This is a genomic window from Aquimarina callyspongiae (assembly GCF_034322225.1).
In the GTDB taxonomy this organism is placed as follows: domain Bacteria; phylum Bacteroidota; class Bacteroidia; order Flavobacteriales; family Flavobacteriaceae; genus Aquimarina.
In genome coordinates, this window is the sequence record NZ_JAXLPA010000001.1 from 189,408 (window position 1) to 206,192 (window position 16,785).

Here is a 16,785-nt window from a genome sequence, read left to right on the forward strand (position 1 = left end):
CTATGGGTCAAATATTTTTTAACTTATAGTTTTGAATTTATTTTGAAGCAAATAGTTTTACATCTTCTTCACTAATTTCTTTTCCTCCTAAAATAATAAGACGTTCTACAACATTTCGAAGTTCACGGATGTTTCCTGTCCAATCATATTGTTGTAATTGCTTAATAGCTTTATCAGAAAATGTTTTAACCGGTGATCCTTGTTCTCCAGATATTTTTTTAGCAAAATAATCTACTAATAAAGGAATGTCATCTCTTCTTTCATTTAATGCTGGAACTTTTATTAGTATCACTGCCAATCTGTGATATAAATCTTCTCTAAATTTATTATCAGCAATTTCTTTTTTAAGATTTTTATTGGTTGCAGCTAATACCCGAACATTTACTTTGATATCTTTATCACTACCTACGCGCTGGATTTTGTTTTCTTGCAGAGCTCGTAATACTTTAGCTTGTGCAGAAAGGCTCATATCACCGATCTCATCCAGAAAAATTGTTCCCCCATTAGCTGCTTCAAATTTACCTGCACGATCTTTATTGGCAGAGGTAAAAGCACCTTTAACATGTCCAAAAAGTTCGCTTTCTATCAACTCTCCTGGTATGGCAGCACAATTAACCTCAATCATTGGTCCTTTTGATCGTTCACTCTTTTGATGAATCCAGTGTGCTACCAATTCTTTTCCTGTACCATTAGGCCCAGTAATAAGTACTCTTGCATCTGTAGCTGCTACTTTCTCTATCATATCTTTGATATCAGAAAGTGCTTTGGAGTCTCCAATCATTTCATAATTTTTAGAGACTTTTTTCTTCAGCATTTTATTTTCAACAACCAGTTCTTTACGATCCAAAGCATTACGCACAGTATTGAGCAATCTATTTAAATCTGGTGGTTTAGAAATATAATCAAACGCTCCTAACCTCATGGTATTCACTGCGGTATCAAGATCTCCATGTCCTGAAATCATTACTATCGGAATTTCTGGTTTAATTTTTTTAACTGCTTCCAGAACTTCTACACCATCCATTTTTGGCATTTTGATATCACACAAAATCAGATCATAATCATTGCCTTTGATATTTTCGATCCCAGACAATCCGTCTTCAGCTTCAAAAACATTGTATTTATCACTTTCTTCAGAGAGAATTTTTACTAAAACTCTTCGGATTGCTGCTTCGTCTTCTATTACTAATATTTTTGCCATTATATTTTTAATTTTATACCGCTACGCACATAGAACGTGTTCTTATCATTGATCGTAAGTACATTATCCTGGTCTCTATTACGTAGACGAATTTCGTTACTTAATGTATATCCTGTATATGCATAGAACAAAATGTGTTCCGTAAAATAATATTCATACCCCAATGCAGATACAATATTCAACATAGAAATATTCTCTGCTTGTTGCATCGCTCCACTTTCATCCGTAAACGCTCTGTTTTTCTGCAAATTAGCATAAAAACGATCTAAACTCACAAAAGCTTGAACGGTATTTTTCTCATTAATGAAATATTTAATATTTGATTTTGGCGTACCTAAAGAATAAGACCAATTAACATGAAATCTCTCAAAATAGTTAATTATCGGAAGTGGAAAATTTAAACTTGCCGGAGTTGTATATCGTAATCCTAATATCCATCTAGAATTTAATGGTTCTTGTTTTTTATTTTTACTCTTCACAAAAAATATAGATCCCGTGTATCTAAAATCATCACCATCTATTCCTGAAGCTTCAAAATCAGAAGAGATTCTAACTCCCAGTTTAGCACCAAATCTCCAATCATTTTTCATTTTAAAAGTATACCCAAATTCAAGACCTGCAGTATGAAAATTATTTATAGTACCTGTTTCAGCAATACCTATATCATCATTTATTTTAAGGTTATTAAAACGATATTGAGCTCCTATAACAAAGTAGGTACCATTGTCATCCATCTTAATAGGATAATTTCCTGAAACCCTTAGCCTTTGAAATTCATTATTACTATCAGCTTGAGGTAAATATGTATATTCTATTCTTCCAAGGGTGGTATCCTGTGATTTTGCGGTACAAAAAACACCCAACATAATACATAGGACAATTAGGTTCTGTTTATTCATATTTGGGGACTATTGTATAACATTTCCTATTTACTTATTTCATTCTCCAGGTTTCAAGATAGTAATTTCTCGTTGAGGGAAAGGAATATTAATTTTATGTTCTCTAAATAAACGATCAATTTCGAATCGTATTTCACTTTTAGGAACTACGGCTTGAAAACTATCATTAATTGTAAATACAAGTTTAAAATCCAGTGAACTATCTCCAAAATCTGTAAACAAAACTAATGGCGGAGGATTCTTTAACACATATTCATTAGATAAAGCTGCCTTAACCAATAGGTCTTTGACCAACTTGGTATCGCTTCCATATGCTACACCTACAGTAACAGACTCTCTTGTTACTGAACCATTCTGAGTCCAATTATACAGAGAGGATGTCATGTATTTATGATTAGGAATAATCAATACTTTATTATCGATAGTAACCGCTCTAGTAGTTCTTAACTTAATCTCTTCGACACGTCCTACTTTACCATCTAGCTCAATGATATCGCCTACGTGTACCGTTTGATCAACGAAAATGAATATCCCAGACAAGATATCTTGAATAAAAGTTTGCAGAGCAAGACCAACACCTACCAGCAGTGCAGCAGAGGCCGCAAAGATTGCTGTAATATTAAAACCCATTCCGTCAAGGGTTCCTATAAAAACAAGAATGTAGACAAAGTACTTTGCAAATGAAAAAACAGATTCAAATTTTAACTTGTCATCGCTACGTAATTTTCTTGTAAAAATCTTTTTAACAAACCTTAAAACTATTGACGTAACTAAAAGTATAAATATGACAAATAAAAGACGCCCTACTGTTAAGATTATAGGATGATCATCAGATCCAAAATGAAATATCTCATAATTCAGAAATTTTTCAATTGTTCCCCAGACATCTTCCTGGATAACTTCTTTTACTTGTTCTGTAATTTCTTCTTGAATCATGGCTTTAATATTTTAACCATTTAAACAATTCTTTATATGTAGGTTTTTTACCATACATCAATATTCCTATTCTATATATTTTACTAGCAAACCATATCATAAAAATAATGCTGGCAAACAATATTATCATAGATATTGCTACTTCCCACCACTCAACTCCAAATGGTATTCGCATTAACATAACAATTGGCGATGTCAACGGAATCATAGAAAAAATTGTAGAAACCGTGCCATGTGGGTTTTCAATTACAGCAAAAAAACCTACGTATATTCCTAGCATCAAAGGTAATATAATAGGCAACATAAATTGCTGAGAATCAGTCTCACTATCGACAGCTGCTCCAATTGCCGCATAAATAGAGCTATATAAAAAATATCCTCCTATAAAATACACCAAAAATGAAATCACTAGTGCTAACAAGGGAAGCTTTTGTATATCTTCAAGTATCAGTCGAATGTCGTCATAATTACTTTCTTGTAATGCCGTAGCTCCTTCAACTCCAACCGGTTGAGGATCTACCCCAAATACCGAGGTCGCAACGGCCAACAAAACACCACCTAATATCACCCAAATCAAAAACTGAAGAATTCCAGCAAAAGAAGTACCTAATATTTTACCCATCATTAGCTGGATAGGTTTAACCGAAGAGATAATAATCTCAATAATACGATTTGTTTTTTCTTCTATAACAGAACGCATCACCATATTACCATAAATAATGATAAACATCATCAAAAAATATCCAGCTACACCACCAAAGAACATTTTGATATAATTAGACATCTTAGAGGTTTTCTCTCCTGAGAAGTTTTCAATCTGAATATTTACATTGGCTTTGGAGTTTTCAATTGCACTAAGGTCCAGGCCTTTTTCCTTAAAATTACTATTTGTTAATTTATCAGCTATGATATCCTCAATATCTCCAAGTACAGATAAGCTTGGAGACTCATCTGCATAAAATTGGATGGATGCTGCCAAATCTTTATTAGACTCTTTCTTAGGGATATATAATAAACCATACATTTTTTTAATGACAACCGAATCTTTTGCATCATTCAAATCAAGTTTTGTATAATCAAGATATTTTATATGATCTGAATCTTTGAGATCTGAAGAAAATAATCCTGATTCATCTACAAAGGCTATTTTCCTGACCTCATCATTGTTTAGTGTAGCTAGCCAAGCAATCAATGATATCATCCCTACAAAGATAAATGGGCTTAAAAATGTCATCACTACAAAAGTTCTATTGCGAACACGAGCTATAAATTCTCTTTTTATTATTAGCTTCAGGTTACTCATTTTCTGTAATGGTTTTAATGAATATTTCGTTAACACTTGGGATTACTTCATTAAATCGTAAAATCTGAGCTTTATCAGAAAGATATTTTAATAAATCGTTTGATGAAGTATTGTTATCTATGGTAATTTTTAGCTTTAACTGATCATCAATAGTTTTAAAATCAGCTGGAGCTACTTGAAAAGAATTTTTTAAAGTCTCTAACAAGCCATTATTATTTTCTGTATGGAGACCTACTTCAAAGGTATTAGATTTATATTTTCTTTTAATATCTGATACTTTTCCTTCCAATATTTTTTCTGATTTATTTATTAATGCAATATGATCGCAAAGCTCTTCAACACTCTCCATACGGTGTGTTGAAAAAATAACGGTTGCACCTTCATCACGTAATTGCAGAATTTCATCTTTAATCACATTTGCATTTATAGGATCAAAACCACTAAAGGGTTCATCAAATATTAAAAGTTTTGGTCTATGTAATACAGTAACTATGAATTGTACTTTCTGTGCCATTCCTTTAGAAAGTTCCTGTATTTTTTTGTCCCACCAATGAGTGATTTCAAATTTATCAAACCAATACTTAAGCCGTTCTTTGGCTTCTTTTTTACTTAATCCTTTTAATTGTGCCAGGTATAATGCCTGCTCACCAACTTTCATTGATTTATACAGTCCTCTCTCTTCGGGTAGATACCCAATATCTTTTATATGATGTTGTTGCAAAGGGTGATTATCTAAAAGCACACTTCCTTCATCTGGTAAAGTAATTTGATTTATAATTCTAATTAAAGTTGTTTTACCTGCACCGTTAGGTCCTAACAATCCAAAAATACTTCCTTTGGGAACCTGGATAGATACATCCTGTAGTGCTGTAAAGGTTCCAAATCGTTTTGTGACTTGTTGTACCTCTAAGAGATTGGTCATAGCTATAATTATAGTTTGTATGAAACCCGAATGATACGAAAAGTTAAAAACTTATGCTAATAATAAGATTAACAAATCTGATTTTAATAGATATTAGTATAAGTTATGTTTTTACAACAACATAAATAGCGAAAAATTCTCCTTGTTAATTCATTAAAATTTTGAAGGAAGATATTTTGAGAGAAGTTCTTTTTTGTTAATGAAATATAATAGAAAGACTTTTTTATAATCCCCGTAACCTAAAGCTATAAAAAAACAAAACCCACCCTAAATACGAATATTAAGGATGGGAAAAAAATTGCTATGAAAAAGAAAAATTATCACTAAATGCGCTAGTGATGTTTCAAATATACGAATTTTTCCTAATCAAAAGTTAATAAAATCAAATGATTACCAATCTGATAAACCTTTCAAATTTATTAAGAAAACATATCTTTTACTTTTTCAAAAAATGATTTATCACCACTATCTGGTTTTGGTGCGAAATGGTCATCTTTGGCCATTTTTTCAAAAAATTCTCGTTGTTCCTTGTTCAAACTTTTAGGAGTCCAAACGTTTACATGTACTAAAAGATCTCCTTTACCGTATCCATTAAGACTAGGGATTCCCTTACCTCTTAAACGAAGAATTTTTCCACTCTGCACACCATCTTCTATCTTAATTCTTACTTTTCCTGATACCGTATCAATTTCTCTTGATGTTCCTAAAGCTGCTTCAGAGAAACTAATGTAAAGATCATAATGTAAATTATTTCCTTCACGTTGTAAATCTACGTGATCAATTTCTTCGATAGCAACTAATAAATCTCCTGCCACACCATTTCCTGGTGCTTCATTACCTTTTCCAGAGACTTTAAGTTGCATACCATCTTCTACTCCTGCCGGAATTTTGATACTTACCGTTTCTTCTTCAACTTTTAATCCTTGAGAATCGGCATCAGCTGGTCTATTATTAATAACTTGTCCTGCTCCTCCACAAGTAGAACAGGTAGTCGACGTTTGCATTCTTCCTAAAATCGTATTGGTGATTCTAGTCATTTGCCCACTTCCGTTACAAGTACCACAAGTTTTATAAGTTGTACCCGGCGCCTGCACTTTACGCTTTACCTTGATCTTCTTTTCTACACCATTAGCAATTTCCTCGAGTGTAAGTTTAACACGGATACGCAGATTACTACCTTTAACACGACGTTGTCTTCCACCGCCTCCGCCAAAACCTCCGAAACCGCTAAAACCACCTCCGAAGATATCTCCGAACTGACTGAATATATCATCCATATTCATTCCGGCACCGCCACCGCCAAAACCACCGCCTTCAAATGCTTGGTGGCCGAACTGATCATAACGTGCCTTTTTATCAGAATCGCTCAACACTTCATAAGCTTCTGCTGCTTTCTTAAATTTTTCTTCTGCAGCTTTATCTCCCGGATTTTTATCTGGGTGAAATTCTATCGCTTTCTTGCGATATGCTTTTTTAATTTCAGCCTCGGTAGCATTTTTGCTTACTCCTAATATGTCGTAAAAATCTTCCTTCATACTATTTTATTGTCCGGTTACTACCTTTGGGAAACGAATTACTTTTTCTCCAAGTTTATATCCTTTTTCTATAACATCTACGATTTTACCTTTCAAATCTTCACTCGGTGCAGGGATTTGGGTAATAGCCTCATGATCGTCTGCATTAAAAGTATCTCCAGCTCCAACTTCTACCTCTGTTAATCCTTTACCTTTAAGTGTTTCTCTTAATTTGTTATGAATCAACCCAACGCCTTTAATAAGATCTTTATCCTCAGACTTTTCTATTTCTTTTAAAGCACGGTCAAAATCATCCAATACTGGCAACATAGATTGTATAACATCTTGACTTGCCGTTTTAAAGAGCTCTATTCTTTCTTTTGAAGTTCTTTTTTTATAATTTTCGAATTCTGCAAAAAGCCTTAAGAACTTGTCTTTTTCTTTCCCTAGTTCTTCCTTAAGCTGTGTTTCAACATCTACTTCTTCAACTTCTGTTTCCTCAACAGGTGTATCAAGTACTTCTTCTACCTGATCCTTTACATCTTCAGTATTTTTATTTTTCTTACTCATGTAATTAATACCTTTTCTAAGTTTCTTTTTTCAAATAGCAAAAGTACTGCCATTTTTGAATTAATGTCATAATGTCACAGGATTATTTTAGTATATATTTAAGAGTCTTTAAAGGGTAAAAAAATATTTTTGGAAATTCATTAAACCCATTAAACTATTATTATTTATGAAAATCAAATTATTGATGTCATCTATGCTGGTTGCTAGTGCTACCATATTTTTTTCTTGTAAAGGAGAAAAGAAGAATGAAACTGAAGCAGCAACCGCAGAAACAGTAAAAGAAGCTCCGGTATCTGCTATTACCTATACAGTAGATACTAATGCTAGTATTATTGAATGGATCGGTTCTAAACCTCTTGAAAATCACACAGGAACTATAAAACTTTCTAAAGGTGCATTAACTGCAAAAGAAGGTGCATTAGAAAGCGGGACATTTACTATAAACATGTCTTCTATAGCAGTAACTGATCTTGAAGGTGATGGAAAAGCTTCTCTAGAAGGACATCTTAAAGGAGCTAGCAAAGAAAATGAAGATCATTTCTTTAATGTTTCAAAATTCCCTACAGCTTCGTTTGAAATTACAGGAATCACCGCTAAAGAAGGAAAAAAATATCTCGAAGGAAACCTAACTATAAAAGGTATTACTAAGAACATCTCATTTCCTGCTGCTACTAGTATTGAAGGAGACACTATGACACTAAGTACAGAAACTTTTACAATCGATAGAACTCAATGGGGTGTAAACTATGCTTCTAAATCTATTTTTGGAGATATCGGAGAAAAATTCATCAAAGATGATATTCAATTAAAAGTTTCTTTGAAAGCTAAAAAAGCTTAGAATATCTTGCAGCTTTTTATATTATTAAAGAAAAACCGATACCATTAAGAGTGTCGGTTTTTTTATTCTTATTATTTATTATCTACTAAAGCATCTAAAGCCACGGATATATTATCATATTCAAATTCAAAACCGGTTTCAGATATCCTACTACTACAAACACGTTGACTAGAGAATAACAATACATGCATTTCTCCAAGCAATAATTTTAAAGTAAGTTTTGGAATACCTGGTAATACTATCTTTTTATTTAATTTTTCTGCTATAGCATGAGTCAATTTTTCATTAGAAACAGGATTGGGACCAACTGCATTAAAAATGCCAGTCAATTCTTCTTCCAGAACAAATAAAAATATTCTTGCCAAATCCTTTACATGTATCCAACTCTGCCATTGTTTACCGTTTCCAAACACAGCTCCCATTCCAAATTGAATAGGTTTTGCAATTTTTGGATAAGCTCCTCCTTTTTCTGATAATACCAAACCTATCCTAAGTAAACTAACTTCGATATCCAATGTTTTAAATTCATTAACCGCATCTTCCCATTGTGAAACAACTTCACCTAAAAACCCTTTATCTTTTTCTGGTGATTCCTCCATATAATAATTCTGAAAAGAATCCGGATATATTCCAATAGCGCTAGCTGATATGATATGACGTACTGTGTGTTTTATATTTTTAAGAGAATTATAAAGTAGTTTAGCAGTCAGTGTTCTACTTTCAATTATTTCTTTTTTATAAGTATCTGTCCATCGTTTTGCGATTGAAGCTCCTACCAGATTAATAATCACCTCAACATTCTCAAAACACTCTATATCAATCTCTTCATTTTTTGGATCCCAAAAAAAACCTTTATACTTTGGTTCATTACACAGTTTTTCTTTGTTTGTTGTAAGGTAATTCACATCAATATTAGATTGATGGCATAGCCTTACTATTTCTTGACCTATTAAGCCAGATGCACCGGTAATCAAAACCTTCATTGCGTATAATTTTAATGCAAAATACTATCGCACTTTAATAAAACCTATTTCTTTATTATAGGTTTAACAATCGTTTATAACTATATTTTGTTTTATAAAATATTGAGAAGAAAATAGCCCAACACTACAGCTTTATTGCTCTAAGCATTTCTCGTTTACCTGGTGGACCAGGAAGTCTCTCTACAGTAAAACCAACTTCTTGCATTGCTCTTCGTACACTTCCTTTTGCTGAATATGTAACCAAAACACCATTTGACCTTAGTGCATCATACATTTTTTCAAAAATCTGTACTGTCCATAGGTCAGGCTGTACTCTGGCTCCAAAAGCATCAAAATAAATTAAATCAAAATTATCTTTATCATCAATATCAGCAAAAAATTGCTTTCGTTTGGTAAGTCTAAATTTTTGAGTGATTTCTGTTGATTTTTCCCAATCAGTTTGATGCATCATATTAAACAGATGTTCTTTTTCAATTGCAGAAAGTGCATCAGGATATTTCATTTGTTTTATCTCATCCAATGTTACCGGAAACGCCTCTACACCAATATAATTTAGCTTTTGTTCATTTTTTTGAGTTTCAAGCAAGGTTATAAAAGCATTTAAACCGGTTCCAAATCCAATTTCAAGAATATCTAAAGAAGAAAAATCACGTGATGTAAGTATATGATGTAGGCCATTTTTAATAAATACATGCAGCGCTTCGTTTATTGCACCGTGCTTAGAATGATACTGTTCATTTAAATCTGGCAGATGAATTGTAGTTGAACCATCTGCCGTAATAATAATCTCTCGTTTTAGGTTTTCCTGATCTTGCATTAGTTTTTTATTAATACGCCATCAGCAATAAAAGAATATGTTTTTTTGGGAGTAGTAATTGCCGCTATTTCTTCTTCAGATTTTCCTGCATCCATCGCAAAATGACGCTGTTCATCCACAGACATTTCACTTACAAAAGCTTTACCTTGAACAATTACAGTATCATTTTCTATATCTTTTGGCACAAAAAAACCATAATTCTTAAATTTAACCATTGCCTGCTTTTCATCTCCTAATCCCACTTTCATCCAACACCCTTTAGCCTTACACACGCCATTTACAGTACTAGAAAAAGCTATATCAACCGTATCTCCTTCTTTAAGCTGGTCATATTTTTCTGAAATTGCATCTTTATAGTATATCTGATCAGATAAAACCTTTTCTCCAAAATTATTATACGTTTCTGCTTTAATATCATCCACTGAAAAAGCAGATTTGTCTTTTTGCACCGAGTTACACGCCCATATACATGTCAATCCTGCTAAAAAAAGTATGGTTTTTTTCATAATACATTAATATTGTTATTATTTGACAAAATTAAACATTTTTAAAATTCTTAATTTAACAGAAAAAGGTATTTTTGTGGCAGATTTCAATGGGTGTAAGTATTTCTTTGGTTTTCAGACCGAATAAATAATATGCACTTGTTGTAAGTATATAAACTTTCACAACCTTTAAATGACTAACGGATGAGAAATGCAGTTCCGCAAACAATTGAAATTACCAAAGTACAGGAGTCTAAAATTGGACAAGTAGATTTTGAAAATTTAAACTTCGGAAAAATTTTTACAGACCATATGTTTGTCTGTGATTATATTGATGGTGAATGGCAAACACCTAAAATTATCCCTTATGGCCCATTAACTATGGATCCATCTGCACGTGTATTTCATTATGGTCAGGCTGTTTTTGAAGGAATGAAAGCCTATAAAGATGATAATGGAGATACTTTTTTGTTCAGACCTGATGAAAACTTCAATCGTATTAATAAATCTGCAGAACGTTTGGCTATGCCTGCTTTTCCAGAAGAGTATTTTTTTGAAGGATTGAACACTTTACTAAAACTAGAAGATGAATGGATCAAACCTGGTTTTGGAAATTCATTATATATACGTCCTTTTGTTATCGCTACACAACCTAGTGTTTCTGCCTCAGAAGCTGACGAATATAGATTCTTAATCATATGCTCTCCTGCACAATCATATTATAGCGGAGATGTTAGCGTATTAGTAGAAGAAAGATATAGCCGTTCTGCCAATGGTGGTTTTGGGTATGCTAAAGCAGCTGGTAACTATGCTGGACAATTTTACCCAACTAAGCTTGCAAAAGAAAAAGGGTACCAACAATTAATATGGACCGATTCTAATACTCATGAGTATATGGAAGAAGCTGGTACTATGAATGTGTTTTTTAGAATTAATGACACTTTGTTAACTGCTCCAGTGAGTGATAGAATTTTGGATGGTGTTACACGAAAAAGTTTGATTGCACTAGCAGAAAAACAAGGAATTACTGTTGATGTACGACCTGTAAAAGTGAATGAAATCGTTGAAGCGGCAAAAGACGGAAGCCTGAAAGAAATTTTTGGTGCAGGTACTGCAGCTGTAGTAAGCCCTGTAAAAGCTTTTGGATATAAAGGTGAACATTATGAATTAGAGAAACAAGATAGCTCTTATGCAGATCACTTTAAAAAAGCATTAATGGATATCCAATATAATAAAGCCGAAGATTCTTTTGGTTGGAGATATCAAATATAAATCAAGAGAAAATATAAAACTATATTACAAAAAACTCCGGAATTTTATTTTCCGGAGTTTTTTTATAACTACTTATCTAAGATTTCTTTGATATTGGGTTTAAAATAATTTGGTCCTTTAAGAACTTTTCCATCCTCTCGATAGATTGGTTTTCCGTCTTCTCCCAACTTACTCATATTACTACGTTGAATCTCATTAAAGACTTCTTCTATTTTATGTTGCATCCCATGCTCTATTATAGTTCCACATAATATATATAACATGTCTCCCAAAGCATCTGCAACTTCTACTAAATCATTATTCTGAGCCGCTTCAAAATACTCTTCATTCTCTTCTTTCATCAAGTTAAAGCGAAGTGTATTTTTAGGCTCTCCTAAATTAGCAATAGGTTCTTGTTTATATCCTATTTCAAAAGCAGTGTGAAATTCTTGTACCGCAGCAATTTTATCCTTCATCAATATATATTTATAGATTATCTTTGCCGTAAAAATAACAATTTATGTTTAGTACAGGTCAGTTAATCTTTGCAGGATGTTTTGTTGTAGCTTTTATTATATTAATGATATTTAGCTACAGAAAAGATATCAATTTACATCGCAAATATTATAAAGGCAGTCTATTTATTTTAATTGGTTTTATTGTCTTTGTCCTATTGCTTTTTGCATTAAAGATGTATTTAAGACCAGAGTAAATTATACCCTCTCTATTTTTTAATTGACTTACTACATTTTTGATTCGTATCACAAAAAGTACGTAATCTCTTATTCCTTATGACTCTCTTGTTTTGATAGAAGAAAATGATTTTATAAGGCATTTTTAAAATATTTTCTCATAACCGTATACACATAACAGCCAACTTCTTAAGTCTTTCTCATAATTAAAATTTTATTTTTTTGTATTTCATAGGGTAAGAATTCCCCTCTATTAGAACATATAAGTGTTTACTACAAGCTTATACTATGTATTAAGGCTATTGCATACAAAATACCAACATAATGATGTGTATTTCAGGATCATTTTATCTATTGAAAAAAGTAAAAAACGCATCAGTATTGAGTTAAAAAAGATAGAGTTAATAATCATTAGAAACTCTTTTAAAAATATTCTTGCAAGGATAGACACAAATTGTGAGTGTCTATAAATGTTCACAAAAACTAATTTTTAAAATTTTACAATTATGTTACAAAACATTTTAAAGTTCGAAGGGGTTCAAAAACTAGATAAAAACGAGCAAAAATCAGTACAAGGCGGACTTATTCCTGTTGGTCTTGGAGAATTTAGATGTCCAGGTACCAGATTATGTGTTATAGGACATGATGTTGGTGGCGATCCAATTTGTGGTCCTTGTCACCTATAAAACAAATACAAAGCGGGTTCAGGCTCGCTTTGCACACATATTTTAATTTTAAAAAAAAGAAGTTATGTTAAAAAGCATTTTAAAATTCGAAGGAGCTCATATATTGAGTAAAAACGAGCAACAATCAATCCAAGGAAGCGGATTTAGACCCATTAATGATAATGGATATCGTTTTTGTTGTGAATGGTGCCCTGATGGCACTTGTTTAGACTATGTAAGCTCTCCATTTGAGACTTGCCCATTTGCAGCTACCTGCCCAAGTTAGCATAATGCAAAAAAAGCTTTCTTACAACAAGATGTTATAAGAAAGCTTTTTTATTTTAAACCGGTTTTCTTTATAAGAAAACCAAAGATTGCTGAAACAATCCCTAGTTCACCTCTGGTAAGAAATTATAGTTTTTGCTGTACCATAACATTTGCTCAGCAAAAGTCTTAGGCTGGAATATCTCAAAATTCACAATTTCTCCAGCATCATCTGTTTTAGGAACTAATACAGGGTTTACAAAACCACTATATGGCGCAGAGGTAAATTGTTCATTACGTTTTAATACTTCAGCGTGAATAGCTTGATCTACTTTTACACCGTATCCTTCTACTAATGCTTCTGCTGCCTTATAATCTCCTTCAGATTTAATACGTTGAGTTTCTCTTAGTAATTGTCCAAAAATCTCACGTAGTTTCTGATAATCATTAATATTAAAATACGTTTTCCCTTCTTTAGTCACCTTTTCGATCACATTGTCCTTAGTCCCTTGTTCAAAGGCCCAGGCACTCACCCATTGACGGTTACGCATATGTGCTTCTTCTACATCATCTCCAAGGTTTAAACGAATCAATTGTGTCATTAGCCCATTACGAATATATCCATCATAAGCTGCTTTCCCTACTTTTTCCCAATCGCCTACCAATCCTAGTTCTTGTAATTTAGGATCCATCAGGTAATACAATCCTACTAAATCAGCACGACCTTCTTCCATTGTAGAAGCATAATTTTTAAGAGTTTCTTTCGTTTCTCCTACCCCAGGATTTAACTGCCCAGATGCATGTCCTACTACCTCGTGTAGTGCGGTATGTAATTTATCTCCCAATTGCCCATATTTCTCTTCTAATTCATATTCTTCTTCATCATGAACAAATTCCTTAAGTCTACCTGATCCTCCTGCATTGTTATAGGCATTAATAATATTTCCTAAAGAAACTGATTTAGAACCTACAGCTGCTCTAATCCAGTTGGCATTAGGTAAATTCACCCCAATCGGTGTACTTGGTGAAGCATCTCCAGCTTCTCCGGCAACAGTTACCACTTTATAAGTAACTCCCACCACATTCTTTTTCTTATGCTCATCCATTAACGGAGAATTATCTTCAAACCATTGCGCATTTTCAGATAATACTGCCATTTTTTTAGACATATCAAAATCCTTGATCTGCACAATCGTTTCATAAGAACCTCTATATCCTAACGGATCATTGTACACTTCGATAAAACTATTGATATAATCAATATTTCCTTCGGTAGCTGCTGTCCAAGCAACATTATAATCATCCCAAGTTTGTAAACTACCTGTTTTATAATATTCTATCAACAACCCTAAAGCTTCACCTTGCGCTTTATTTTCTGCTACTCCTTGTGCTTTTTCTAACCACTTGATAATTTCATCTATTGCAGCACCATATAAACCTCCTGATTTATAAACACGTTCTTTTAATGTTCCATTTTCTTTTACTAATTGAGAATTTAACCCAAAAGATAAAGGCTTATCTTTATCTGGTGATTTCATCGCTCCATAAAAAGATTCTACATCTGCATTAGTAACATCAGGACCATAAAAATTAACTGCAGATAACGCTACATTATCGACCCCTTTAGCTTGATTTACTTTTTTTGCATCTTTATCATTAAAAATAACCTCATATGCTTCTTTAGGAAGCTCAGTGCTAGTGGCAGCTAATAGCTCACTAAAATAATCCTTACCAAACTCTGGCTTTATCTTATCATTACTATAATGATGATGAATACCATTAGAGAACCACACCCTTTTTAAATACGTTTCAAACTCCTTCCAACCTTTAACATTCTTATCTCCTTCATATGAAGTATAGATATTTTGCAATGCTTTACGGATTGTTAGGTTATGTCGATAATTCTGATCCCACATAATATCTCTTCCGCTTAAACCAGCTTGAGTAAGGTAATATACTAGTTTTTGCTCCTTTAATGAAAGGTCGTCCCATCCTGGAATTTGATATCTCAAGATTTTAAGGTCAGCAAATTGTTCTACTTCATATTCAAATTCTTCTTCTACAATTTCTTCTTTTTCTTCTTTCTCTTTAATCTGATCCTGAATATTTGGATCTTTTTTACAAGCTATTAATAGACCACCAATAGCCATAATAAATAATACTTTGTTAAGTTTCATTTGTTAAGTTTTTGTTTAATAATGTAATACCTGTTTATTAGCAGGTAGAATTTGCTATATCTTTTTTGATCCACTAATGTTTATCAGAAAGAAAAAACTTTATACAGCGCATTACACAATTGAGTGTTTAATTGTTTCGACAAATGTAACAAAATATTAGGATGTTAAAATTGATTATATTAGCATAACAAATCAAACTAACTAACATGAAAATAATCAAGTATTTATTTTTTTTACTGCTTCTGGCTGTTCTAGCTGGAGGTGTCTATATTGCGACCATTGATGGCGATTTTCAAGTTGAAGAAAGTAGGGTAATCAATGCTCCTGATGAATTATTATATGAAACCATTAACGAATATAAAACCTGGGACAAATGGGGGCCCTGGATGGATGAGTCTGATGATCTAATCATGGTGTATGATAATAAAACAAGCGGCGAAGGAGCTTCATATAGCTGGAAAAGTGAAATCCAGGGAAATGGAAAAATGGAAACTCTAAAAGCTGCTCCTTTTTCTAGTATTGATCAAAAAATAACCTTTATCACTCCGATGGGAGAGAGCATTAGTGATGTATACTGGAAATTTGAAAAAATTGAAGGTAAAAAAACTAAAGTTACCTGGGGAATGAAAGGCACTCAATCTTTTATGGAAAAAGCATTTTGGGCTACACAAGATAGCACACTATCACAAAACCTGAGACCCATGTATAAAAAAGGGCTTGAGAAACTCGATACTTATACGCAGGAAGCAATGAAAAAACATTCTGTAAATGTAGATGGCGTAACAGAACATCGTGGCGGATATTATATATATACTGCCACAGTATCTTCGTTTGCTGAAATACCTGTTAAAATAGGGCAAATGCTTCCAGCAGTAAAAGCTTATATGGATGAAAACAATCTTCCTCAAACAGGAATGCCTTTTACTATATATACAGAAATTAATAATGAGCAGGGGACTTCAATATACGCCACAGGGATACCTACAAGAGAAGAAGTTATAACACCTCCAGACAGTAAAATACTATGTAATTTATTACCAAAACAAAAAGTGGTTAAAACCACTCTTAAAGGAGATTATATCAATTTAAAAGAAGCGTGGGAAGCTGGTTTTACATATATTAAAGAAAATAACCTGGAACTCAATACAGAATCTCCCGGTTTTGAGGTATACAGAACAGATCCAGGATTACAACCTAATCCTGCCGAATGGATCACTGAAATTTATATCCCTGTAAAAGAATAATTTAAGTAAAATAAACTATACTGA

At 32.8% G+C, this 16,785-nt stretch carries 17 protein-coding genes; 5 read left to right on the forward strand and 12 right to left on the reverse strand.

Translation table 11 applies throughout. The features are described 5' to 3' along the window. Positions 1-37 precede the first annotated feature (37 nt). The 7 genes from U0D62_RS00805 to U0D62_RS00835 form a co-directional block, all read right to left on the reverse strand. On the reverse strand, positions 38-1,201 hold the full coding sequence (locus U0D62_RS00805) for a sigma-54-dependent transcriptional regulator (protein WP_322193272.1): 1,164 nt from the start codon (positions 1,199-1,201) through the stop codon (positions 38-40). Continuing rightward, complete coding sequence (locus U0D62_RS00810) at positions 1,201-2,100, reverse strand: DUF6268 family outer membrane beta-barrel protein (protein WP_322193273.1); 900 nt, start codon at positions 2,098-2,100, stop codon at positions 1,201-1,203. Before U0D62_RS00810 ends, U0D62_RS00805 begins: the two co-directional genes overlap by 1 nt. A gap of 39 nt (positions 2,101-2,139) precedes the next feature. Further along, positions 2,140-3,036, reverse strand: a complete 897-nt coding sequence (locus U0D62_RS00815; RefSeq protein ID WP_322193275.1) for a mechanosensitive ion channel family protein — start codon at positions 3,034-3,036, stop codon at positions 2,140-2,142. Between the two features lie 4 nt (positions 3,037-3,040). Next, complete coding sequence (locus tag U0D62_RS00820) at positions 3,041-4,339, reverse strand: ABC transporter permease (RefSeq protein WP_322193277.1); 1,299 nt, start codon at positions 4,337-4,339, stop codon at positions 3,041-3,043. Further along, complete coding sequence (locus tag U0D62_RS00825; protein ID WP_322193278.1) at positions 4,332-5,261, reverse strand: ABC transporter ATP-binding protein; 930 nt, start codon at positions 5,259-5,261, stop codon at positions 4,332-4,334. The genes U0D62_RS00820 and U0D62_RS00825 overlap by 8 nt, the downstream gene beginning before the upstream one ends. Positions 5,262-5,680: 419 nt before the next feature. After that, positions 5,681-6,796, reverse strand: a complete 1,116-nt coding sequence (gene dnaJ / locus U0D62_RS00830; RefSeq protein WP_322193279.1) for a molecular chaperone DnaJ — start codon at positions 6,794-6,796, stop codon at positions 5,681-5,683. A gap of 6 nt (positions 6,797-6,802) precedes the next feature. Then, a complete protein-coding gene (locus U0D62_RS00835; RefSeq protein WP_322193280.1) occupies positions 6,803-7,345 on the reverse strand; it encodes a nucleotide exchange factor GrpE in 543 nt (180 codons plus the stop codon). 166 nt (positions 7,346-7,511) lie between these two features. Here U0D62_RS00835 and U0D62_RS00840 point away from each other — a divergent pair, with 166 nt between their 5' ends. Continuing rightward, on the forward strand, positions 7,512-8,183 hold the full coding sequence (locus tag U0D62_RS00840) for a YceI family protein (protein ID WP_322193281.1): 672 nt from the start codon (positions 7,512-7,514) through the stop codon (positions 8,181-8,183). 71 nt (positions 8,184-8,254) lie between these two features. On the opposite strand, the gene U0D62_RS00845 is transcribed toward U0D62_RS00840, so the two are convergent. The 3 genes from U0D62_RS00845 to U0D62_RS00855 form a co-directional block, all read right to left on the reverse strand. Further along, positions 8,255-9,166 (reverse strand): TIGR01777 family oxidoreductase, encoded by a 912-nt coding sequence (locus U0D62_RS00845; RefSeq protein ID WP_322193282.1) that lies wholly within the window; start codon positions 9,164-9,166, stop codon positions 8,255-8,257. A gap of 124 nt (positions 9,167-9,290) precedes the next feature. Next, the gene (mnmC2, locus tag U0D62_RS00850; protein WP_322193283.1) at positions 9,291-9,983 is read right to left on the reverse strand and encodes a tRNA (5-methylaminomethyl-2-thiouridine)(34)-methyltransferase MnmC2; all 693 of its coding nucleotides are present in this window, start codon (positions 9,981-9,983) and stop codon (positions 9,291-9,293) included. Further along, positions 9,983-10,489 (reverse strand): DUF4920 domain-containing protein, encoded by a 507-nt coding sequence (locus tag U0D62_RS00855; protein WP_322193284.1) that lies wholly within the window; start codon positions 10,487-10,489, stop codon positions 9,983-9,985. Before U0D62_RS00855 ends, mnmC2 begins: the two co-directional genes overlap by 1 nt. 183 nt (positions 10,490-10,672) lie before the next feature. Here U0D62_RS00855 and U0D62_RS00860 point away from each other — a divergent pair, with 183 nt between their 5' ends. Then, positions 10,673-11,740 carry a branched-chain amino acid aminotransferase gene (locus U0D62_RS00860; protein ID WP_322193286.1) on the forward strand — a complete coding sequence of 356 codons (1,068 nt, stop codon included), beginning with the start codon at positions 10,673-10,675 and terminating at the stop codon, positions 11,738-11,740. Positions 11,741-11,808: 68 nt separating this feature from the next. Here the strand turns inward: U0D62_RS00860 and U0D62_RS00865 are convergent, their stop codons facing one another. Beyond that, entirely contained in the window at positions 11,809-12,195 is a 387-nt protein-coding gene (locus U0D62_RS00865; protein WP_322193288.1) for a nucleoside triphosphate pyrophosphohydrolase family protein, read from the reverse strand. A 722-nt stretch (positions 12,196-12,917) separates the two neighbouring features. On the opposite strand from U0D62_RS00865, the gene U0D62_RS00870 reads away from it, so the two are divergent. Both U0D62_RS00870 and U0D62_RS00875 read left to right on the forward strand, forming a co-directional pair. Beyond that, positions 12,918-13,097 (forward strand): hypothetical protein, encoded by a 180-nt coding sequence (locus U0D62_RS00870; RefSeq protein ID WP_322193289.1) that lies wholly within the window; start codon positions 12,918-12,920, stop codon positions 13,095-13,097. 64 nt (positions 13,098-13,161) lie between these two features. Then, positions 13,162-13,362 (forward strand): hypothetical protein, encoded by a 201-nt coding sequence (locus U0D62_RS00875; protein ID WP_322193291.1) that lies wholly within the window; start codon positions 13,162-13,164, stop codon positions 13,360-13,362. Between the two features lie 103 nt (positions 13,363-13,465). On the opposite strand, the gene U0D62_RS00880 is transcribed toward U0D62_RS00875, so the two are convergent. Continuing rightward, the gene (locus tag U0D62_RS00880; RefSeq protein ID WP_322193292.1) at positions 13,466-15,517 is read right to left on the reverse strand and encodes a dipeptidyl-peptidase 3 family protein; all 2,052 of its coding nucleotides are present in this window, start codon (positions 15,515-15,517) and stop codon (positions 13,466-13,468) included. A 206-nt stretch (positions 15,518-15,723) separates the two neighbouring features. Between U0D62_RS00880 and U0D62_RS00885 the strand changes: the two genes are divergently transcribed. Next, on the forward strand, positions 15,724-16,761 hold the full coding sequence (locus U0D62_RS00885) for an SRPBCC family protein (RefSeq protein ID WP_322193293.1): 1,038 nt from the start codon (positions 15,724-15,726) through the stop codon (positions 16,759-16,761). The last annotated feature ends 24 nt before the right edge of the window (positions 16,762-16,785 follow it).